Genomic DNA, 8,558 nt, shown 5'->3' with positions numbered 1-8,558 from the left:
CTGTAAGCCAGAAAAGATCAGACATGTTCACCGCTCGTTTTCGAACCGTGAATCACGCCGCTATACGGAAATCAATGGGTCCTGAGCCTAACGCCCGAAGACCATCGGGACGCCGTATAGTTTTTAGTAACCGTAGCGAGCTTAGGGATGGGTGCGAGCACCCATCCTACGCAGTCACAACCCACGCGCCCCTCCCGTGGAGGTGGCAGGTCGAGAGTGTGCTTAATGCTTTGTATCAAGCATTGGGTGGATTGTGCGGGACCTTTCTGCAACCGGCCAACCAATACTCCCCTTGCCTAACCCGTTGATCCCGTTCACACTTACCCTCAAACCGTCATTCAAGAACGACATTTGAGGTTCCGAGCGTCCAAGACCCATTTTTTACGAACACTGATTTCGAACGGGAGGACGACATGAAATCACTACCCCTTGGGTTGGCCTTTGCCCTGCTGGCCACGCAAGCCCCTGCGCAGCAGACGCTCAGCCTTGCATCGCCGATACCTGACGGCCGAGTCCCGGTTCTGTTACTACAAGGGCCTGACCTATTCCGAGGACGCCTTTGTTCTGCTGGTCGGCGACAACACCGTCACCAGCACGGTCAGTACGGTGCAAGAACGCCTGCTGCGCTGTCATCGCGACAGTGACGGCACCCTGAAATGGAAACCGCAGAGTACATTTTCGACCAACAACTAACCGTTTGGGGTGGGCGCCCTAGCCCACCTTCTCCTCCAGCCAGTCCGCGATCTGCGCGGCGGGCTTTTCCCAGCCGGGCTCCATGAACAGGAAATGCGCGTGATTTTCGACGGGCATGAAGGTCGCGCGGTCTCCGTACAGATCGGCCAATGCACGGCAGGTGTTGGGGTTCACCGCCCGATCCTCGGTGCCTGAAACGACCAGTACCGGGCAGTCGACCTTGTCGATATCAACCTTCATCGCGTGGTGGTCGTCGAACATCCAGAAGAACATCTCGAACATCACCCGCCCGCTTTCGGCGCCCAGCCGGTCAAACACCGCGTGCTGCTGTGCCTCAGGCATCTTGTTCAGCGCAAAGGGGGCCATCAGGTCGAACTCGACCCGCATCGGCTGTTTCCAGAACGCCCCGCCCTCCATCAAAGCGCGCGGGATGGCGCGTTCGTCATCGGTTTCCGGCAACGTCCCCCATGCGGCGTTCGGGTTGATCAGAACAATGGCGCTGGTCAACCCACGCGAGGCCACTTGCTGCGCCACCACCGCCGCAATGGCATGGCCGAGAAGAACGGGTTTGCTGTCCAGCCCCTGCACGAATTCCGCGATGTCATTGGCGTAATCCATGACGCTGGTATCGGTCAGGCCGGGATCGGGTTCGGCCTTGGGGTCGCCGCCATGATAGCGCAGCGCCGGGGTGTGCACCGTCCAGCCGCGGTCGCGGAAGAAGCGTGCGTAATCTTCCATACACCACGGCCCGGCAAAGGCCCCGTGGATCAGTACAATCTCTTTGGTCATGAAAATCTCCCTCACCTCCGATCAGTATGAGAGGTGAGGGATACGTTCGGCAAGCCTGTTACAGTGCGGCTTTGAACAGCGTGGTGAGGTTGTCTTCGGTCAGTTCGATCGGGTTGCCGCCGCAGGACGGGTCGATGATCGCGCCTTTGACCAGTTCGGGGATTGATGCCTCGGTCACGCCCAGATCGGACAGTTTGCGCGGGATGCCGAGCGAGTCGTTGAACCCTTGCACAAAGGCGCGGAAGCCGTCGAAGCCGCCGTTGATGTTCAGATAGGCGGCTGCGGACTGGAACCGGTCCGCGATGGCGGGGGCGTTGAAATCCAGCACCGAGGGCATACAGACCGCGTTTGTGGTGCCGTGATGGGTATTGAAATGCGCACCGACGGGGTGGCTCATCGCGTGGATCGCGCCGAGACCTTTCTGGAACGCGGTCGCGCCCATTGCCGCCGCGCTCATCATCTGAGCGCGCGCTTCGATGTCAGTTCCGTCTGCATAGGCACGCGGCAGGTACTCCATGACCAGACGCATCCCCTCCAGCGCGATACCCTGGCTCATTGGATGGTAATGAGGGCTGGAGAACGCCTCGACACAGTGCGCGAACGCATCCAGACCGGTACCTGCCGTAATGAATTTGGGCATCCCCACTGTCAGTTCCGGATCGCAAATCACCACGGTCGGCAACACCTTGGGGTGGAATATGATCTTCTTTGCATGCGTTTCGGAATTGGTGATGACGCTGGCGCGGCCCACCTCTGACCCGGTGCCGGCGGTGGTCGGCACCGCGATAATCGGGGCGATGGCATCGGCGTCCGCTCGGGTCCACCAATCGCCGATATCCTCGAAATCCCAGACGGGGCGCGTCTGACCGGCCATGAAAGCAACCATCTTGCCCAAATCCAGCCCCGAGCCGCCACCGAACGCGATCACCCCATCGTGGCCGCCAGCCTTATAGGCCGCGACACCCGCGTCGAGGTTCTTTTCATTCGGGTTCGGGTCCACGTCGCTGAACAATCCCCGGCCCAGACCGGCGGTTTCCATTATGCCCAGTGTCGCCGTAGTGATCGGCAGATCGGCCAGGCCTTTGTCAGTGACCAACAAGGGACGCTTCATCCCGACTGCTGCGCAGGCTTCGGGCAGTTCCTTGATACGGCCAGCACCAAACTTGATCGCGGTCGGGTAGGACCAGTTTCCAACGAGTGACATGTCAGGTTTCCTTTGTAATTTTAGGCCTGCTCTGGCGAGGGGGTCTGTCCAGAGCAGGCCAGTGTCCTTAGCCCGTGACCTTTTTCAGGTGGTAGGATTTGGGACGTGTCAGGTTGTGATAGCCGATGACGGACAAACCGCCGCCGCGCCCGGTGTTCTTGCAACCGGTCCAGCAGAGACCGGGGTCAAGGTAGTCGGCGCGGTTCATAAACACGGTGCCGGTCTCGACCTGATCACCTACCCGCGCGGCACGGTCCACATCACGGGTCCAAAGGCTTGCGGTCAGACCAAACTCGCTGTCATTCATCAACGCGATGGCTTCCTCGTCCGAGGACACTTTCGTGATACCCACGACCGGACCAAAGCTCTCATCCCGCATCACACGCATTTCATGGGTCACATTGGTCAGGATCTGCGGCGTCAGATAGGCACCGCCATCATCCTCGGGGAACGTGTCGATTTGGGCGACGGCCCCGGCCTCGACAGCCTCGGCAATCTGCGCACGCACCTCGTCGGCAAACCGAACATTGGCCATCGGGCCGATCGTCGTCTCAGCGTCCAAAGGGTTGCCCAGTTTGTATCCCTTCACGACTTCAACTGCCTTGGCGACGAAATCGTCATAGAGGCTTTCGTGAACGTAAATCCGCTCGATCCCGCAGCAGCACTGACCCGAGTTGAACATGGCCCCGTCGATCAGCGTATCCACGGCGGCGTCCAGATCGGCGTCATCCATAACATAGCCGGGGTCCTTGCCGCCCAACTCGGTCCCAACGCCGGTAAACGTGCCTGCCGCAGCGCGCTCCATCGCCTGACCGCCGCCGACCGATCCGGTGAAGTTCACGAAATCGAACGCATTGCCTGCGATCAGATCATTGGTCACGTCGTGGCTCAGGAACACGTTCTGGAAGACGTCCTCTGGCACACCTGCCGAATGGAAGGCTTGCGCCATCCGCTCGCCCACCAGCAGGGTTTGCGTGGCGTGTTTCAGGATCACCGTATTGCCTGCAATCAGCGCCGGAGCCACCGTGTTGATCGCGGTCATGTAGGGGTAATTCCAAGGCGCCACCACAAACACAACCCCATGAGGGATGCGCTTGATATAGCGCTTGAATGTCTCATCCTCGCCCACCGCGATATCGACCAGCGAAGCCTCGGCAATCTCAGCCATATGGCTGGCGCGCTCGTTGAACCCGCCGAACTCTCCGCCATAGCGTATCGGGCGGCCCATCATATGCGCCAGTTCGGGGACGATCTCGTCGTTCATCGCTCCCACTGCGGCCACGCCCGCCATCACAAGATCAATTCTCTCCTGCAATGGCCGCGCCGCCCAAACCGACTGCGCCGCACGCGCCCGGCTTGCAACCTCAAACGCCGCGTCCCGAGACAACACCTCCCGCTCCGCAAAAACCGATCCATCAATCGGTGAGACACATTTCAATATCTGCCCCATATCCACTCCATTTCCGAAGGAAACAGGATCCCCTGCTTCATCTGGCCAAAAATATCTCGGGGGTCTGGGGGCAGAGCCCCCAGCCAGCCCTCTAAGCCCGCTCGAACCCGCGAGCGATTTCCCAATCCGTCACCACACGCTCGAACTCCTCGATCTCGACCTCTGCCGCCCGTGCGTAGTGATCGACAACCTCATCGCCCATCGCAGCCCGCAACATCGCCGAGCTAAGCAGCGCCTCCCGTGCCGCGCGCAGGTTGCCGGGGATCATGCCCGTGTCGCCCTGATAGACATCACCCGTGGTTGGTGGTTGCAATTCCAGCCCCTCTTCGATGCCGGCAATCCCTGCAGCCAGCATCCCGGCCATAGCAAGATAGGGGTTCATGTCCGATCCGGGAATCCGGCACTCGACCCGGACTGCCTTGGTCCCATCCCCGCACAGGCGGAACCCTGCGGTGCGGTTGTCCACCGACCAAATGATCCGCGTTGGCGCGAAGGTGCCCTTCATGAACCGCTTGTAGCTGTTGATGTAGGGCGCCATGAAATAGGTGTAGTCGGCAGCGTATTTCAGCAGGCCCGCCATATAGCTTTTCATAACAGCCGACATGCCCAGCTCATCCTCTGCGTTATAGAACGCAGGCTTGCCGTCCGCCCACAGCGACTGGTGCACGTGCGAGGAACTGCCCACCTTGTCATGATGCCATTTCGGCAGGAAGGTCGCCGCGTGGCCATGCTGCCAGGCGATCTCCTTCACCGCGTTCTTGGCGATCGAGTGGTACTCGGCCGTCTCCATCGCACCAGCGTATTTTATGTTCAGCTCTTCCTGCCCGGTTTCGGCCTCACCCTTTGAGTTTTCAACCGGAATACCCGCATTCCACAGATGATTGCGTATCGGGCGCATCACATGCTCTTCCTTGGTGGTCTGCAGGATGTGATAGTCTTCATTGTAACCCGAGATCGGCTCCAGATCACGGAAGCCTTCCTTGCGGATCTGGTCAAAGCTCTTCTCGAACAGAAAAAACTCCAGCTCGGTCGCGCACATCGCGTCATAGCCCATGGCCTTCAAGCGGCTGACCTGCTTCTTCAGGATCGAGCGCGGCGCATGGGGCACTTCTTTGTGTGTGTGATGGTCCAACACGTCACACATCACCATCGCGGTGCCTTCCAGCCACGGCACCGGGCGCAGAGTACTGAGGTCCGGCTTCATGACATAGTCACCATAGCCTCGCTCCCAACTGGTCGCCGCATAGCCGTCCGGGGTTGCCATCTCAAGATCGGTGGCCAGCAGGTAGTTGCAACAATGGGTTTCTTGCCAAGCGCCCGCCACGAAATGTCCGGCGTGGAACCGTTTACCCATCAAACGCCCCTGCATGTCGACCATGCAGACCAGCACAGTATCCACCTCGCCTGCGTCAACCTTGACTTTCAGGTCGTCCAAACGCCCTTCATTGCCCATCCCGTTCTTCCTTTGTCACCCTCCGAGACCTCGGTCTCGTGCTCCCTTTCACGGCCCTTAATCGTCGGCCGCGTTCTTTTCCATTTCCATCACCAGACGCGTCTCCAGAACCTGCCCGCTCTTGTAGAGGATCGGATAGGCTACGGCGGCGACATGTCCGTGCAGCTCGCGCATGGCACGCAGCGTTTCAAGATGCAGATCGCTGGACTGGAAGCTCTCGGTCTGCCCCCGCTCAAGCCGTTTCAGATGTGCCTTGCGGCTGTGGCGCGACATCCGTTTGACCTCGGCCTTGTCCAACACCAACCGGCGGGCGCAGTCCATGTCATCGACCAGCAGCACGTGTCGGGCCAGAGAGAAGCTCTCCAGAATTGCCGCGTGCAGATCCTTCAGTTCCTTCCAGCCCTGCGTCGAAAACTCGGTACGCTCGGTGTGTTTAATCTGCGCCGTGCGGGTCATGCGGTTCGAAACCACGTCGCCTGCCGCTTCAAGCCGGATCGCGTATTCCACCAGACCGCGCGCCGCTTTGATCTGCGCCTTGCTCATGTTCTGGCGCGGCATGCGCGCGACAAAGCGGCGGATTTCGGTGAGTTGCGCGTTCACCCTCTCATCCTGCTGCCACAGGGCCGAGATGGCGTCGCTGTCGTCCTGTTCATAGATATCCAACACTGGGCGAAACATACGTTCGACCTGCGTGACCATCTGCAACAGTTCATGCCGGACCGAAGACATCGCGACGCTTGCACGAGATGCGCTGGGATCGCCCAGCGGGCTGAGCGCGTCTGTGAACTGATCCATCGCGTTTGCCTCGACTTTCGATTCCGGCAGCAGCAAGGCCATCGGGCGTTCCATCCAATTCACAAAACCGGTGGCCAGCACAAAAACAGTCAGGTTGAACCCGATATGGGCCAGGATCAGCGACTGCCCTGCCCCGGCAATCATCAACGCCTCATGCGTGCCGCTGACGTTGACCGCGATCAGCATCAGCAACGCCGCGCTGCCCCGCAGAAGCAGGTTGGCCCACGGGATGCGCCGAGCCGTGATGGTCATGTCACGCGTCAGCCAGATCGGAATAAAGGCCGAACCCAGGTTAGCGCCCAGCACCAGCGAGAGCCCGGCGGCAAAAGGGATGGCTCCGATCTGGACCAGCGTCACACACATCAGGATCGTCGCGACCGAGCTATGCATGACAAAAGCCAGGACCGCACCCACGATGAAGGCGCTGAAGTAATCGCTTTCCAGATAACCTGCGATGGCTGGCAAAAAGGCGCTTTCCCGGATCGGATCGACCGCATCGCGCAGAAACTGCAGTGAAACCAGAATGAAGGCGATGCCCAGAACGATCCGCCCGATCAGCCGCACATTGGCCCTGTCGGACTTGAGGTAGAGCCACCCGCCCAGCGCCAGCAGCACCGGTTGCAACCACCCCAGATCGTAAGACAGCACCTGAATGACAAGGGCCGCACCCAGATCGGCGCCCAGCACCCCGGCCAGCGCAAGGCCAAAGCTCACCATCCCCGCCGCGGCAAATCCGGTCAGCAGAACTGTTACTGCGGCCGAGCTTTGCAGGATCGTAGCCAGAACCATGCCAGCTCCGCCTGCAACAAAAGTGTTCGAGTGGCGCGTCAAGATCGACTGAAACAGTGCACCAAAACGCCGTTCGATCCCCGTGCGCACCAACCGCACGGCAAACAGCAGCAACATCGTTGCTGCGAAAATCTCGATCAAGAACCCTGCGATAGCCATCTGTTCACACTCCGCTGGCCCGGGTCGCACAGTCGGGCGCCCGGTGTTTTATTATCTGCTTTTGAACGGATGCTAACATTCGCAGTATCGTTTCCTGTGGTCCAATTCCGGCGCGTGCTACCGCTAACGCGCCGGAATTGCGTCATTTAGCTGTAGCGATAGGGCCGTCCGGCCTTGAGCATTTCGGCATTATAGCGCTTGAAGATATCCACAACCTTCGCCTTGGTTTCGGACTCGGCAGCGATTTCATCCCAGAACTTGACCGCAGCTTCCTCGACCGTTGCCCACTCCTCGTCCGGGATGGTGGTCAGCTGCATCTTGGTGCCGTTCACACGAAGATTGGCCTCTCCGCCCCAATACCACCACTGACGATAGTAGTGCGACTGGTCGCAGCAAACCTTGAACAGGGTCTGCAGGTCCTCGGGCAATTCGTTCCAGCGGTCCATATTGGCAAAGAAGTGACCTGCCCAGGCACCCGAGATGTTGTTGGTCAGGAAGTAATTTGTCACATCAGCCCACCCAACGGTGTAATCCTCGGTGATGCCCGACCATGCGATACCGTCCAACTCGCCCGTTTGCACCGCGACCTCGATGTCTTCCCACGGCAGGGTGACGGGCACGACGCCGAATTGCGACAGGAACCGGCCCGCCGTCGGGAAGGTAAAGACGCGCTTACCCTGCAGGTCCGCGAGGCTGTTGATCGGGTCCTTGGTGGCAAAGTGGCATGGGTCCCAAGCACCGGCGCTGATGTGTTTCACGCCGACCTTCGAGTATTCCTCGTCCCAGATCTCGTTCAGGCCCCACTGGTTGAACAGGACCGGCACGTCCAGCGAATAGCGCGAGGCAAAGGGGAAGTATCCACCGAAAACGGTAACTTCGGTGGGCGAGGCCATCGAGTCATCGTCCGACTGTACAGCATCGATCGTGCCTTTCTGCATGGCGCGGAACAGCTCTCCGGTCGGGACCAGCTGGTCGGAATAGAAAAGCTCGATCTGCATCCGGTCGCCAGCGATCTGGTTGAACATCTTGATCGCCGGATCGATTACGTGTTCGGCCAGCGCGGGCCCTGCATAGGTCTGCATCCGCCATGTTATCGTGCCCTGCGCCAGCGCGGGCGTGGCCAGCGGTGCGGCGGCGACGCCCACCCCGGCGGTCTTCAGAAACTTACGTCTTGTCGTCATGTCAATTTCCTCTCCGTTGAAGTTTGCGTGCCCATTCTGCGGGCA

7 protein-coding genes are annotated in these 8,558 nt (G+C 59.8%); 1 reads left to right on the top strand and 6 read right to left on the bottom strand.

Annotation, left to right across the window (positions count from 1 at the left end):
* Positions 1-486: 486 nt before the first annotated feature.
* A complete protein-coding gene (locus ACR1XY_RS11360) occupies positions 487-693 on the top strand; it encodes a hypothetical protein (RefSeq protein ID WP_480593268.1) in 207 nt (68 codons plus the stop codon).
* An 18-nt stretch (positions 694-711) separates the two neighbouring features.
* Here the strand turns inward: ACR1XY_RS11360 and ACR1XY_RS11355 are convergent, their stop codons facing one another.
* From ACR1XY_RS11355 to ACR1XY_RS11330, 6 genes are all read right to left on the bottom strand, one after another.
* Positions 712-1,482, bottom strand: coding sequence for an alpha/beta hydrolase (locus tag ACR1XY_RS11355; RefSeq protein WP_480593266.1), 771 nt, complete (start codon positions 1,480-1,482; stop codon positions 712-714).
* Between the two features lie 58 nt (positions 1,483-1,540).
* Positions 1,541-2,686 carry an iron-containing alcohol dehydrogenase gene (locus ACR1XY_RS11350; protein ID WP_480593264.1) on the bottom strand — a complete coding sequence of 382 codons (1,146 nt, stop codon included), beginning with the start codon at positions 2,684-2,686 and terminating at the stop codon, positions 1,541-1,543.
* Positions 2,687-2,753: 67 nt separating this feature from the next.
* Positions 2,754-4,136, bottom strand: a complete 1,383-nt coding sequence (locus tag ACR1XY_RS11345) for an aldehyde dehydrogenase family protein (protein ID WP_480593262.1) — start codon at positions 4,134-4,136, stop codon at positions 2,754-2,756.
* A 91-nt stretch (positions 4,137-4,227) separates the two neighbouring features.
* Entirely contained in the window at positions 4,228-5,589 is a 1,362-nt protein-coding gene (locus ACR1XY_RS11340; protein WP_480593260.1) for a glutamine synthetase family protein, read from the bottom strand.
* Positions 5,590-5,646: 57 nt separating this feature from the next.
* On the bottom strand, positions 5,647-7,332 hold the full coding sequence (locus tag ACR1XY_RS11335) for a Na/Pi cotransporter family protein (protein ID WP_480593258.1): 1,686 nt from the start codon (positions 7,330-7,332) through the stop codon (positions 5,647-5,649).
* 146 nt (positions 7,333-7,478) lie between these two features.
* Positions 7,479-8,513, bottom strand: coding sequence for a TRAP transporter substrate-binding protein (locus tag ACR1XY_RS11330; protein ID WP_480593256.1), 1,035 nt, complete (start codon positions 8,511-8,513; stop codon positions 7,479-7,481).
* Positions 8,514-8,558 lie beyond the last annotated feature (45 nt).

The organism is Ruegeria sp. AD11(2025) (assembly GCF_056542405.1).
The sequence above is the reverse complement of the archived record's forward strand: the minus strand, read 5'-3'. Positions and strand labels throughout refer to the sequence as shown.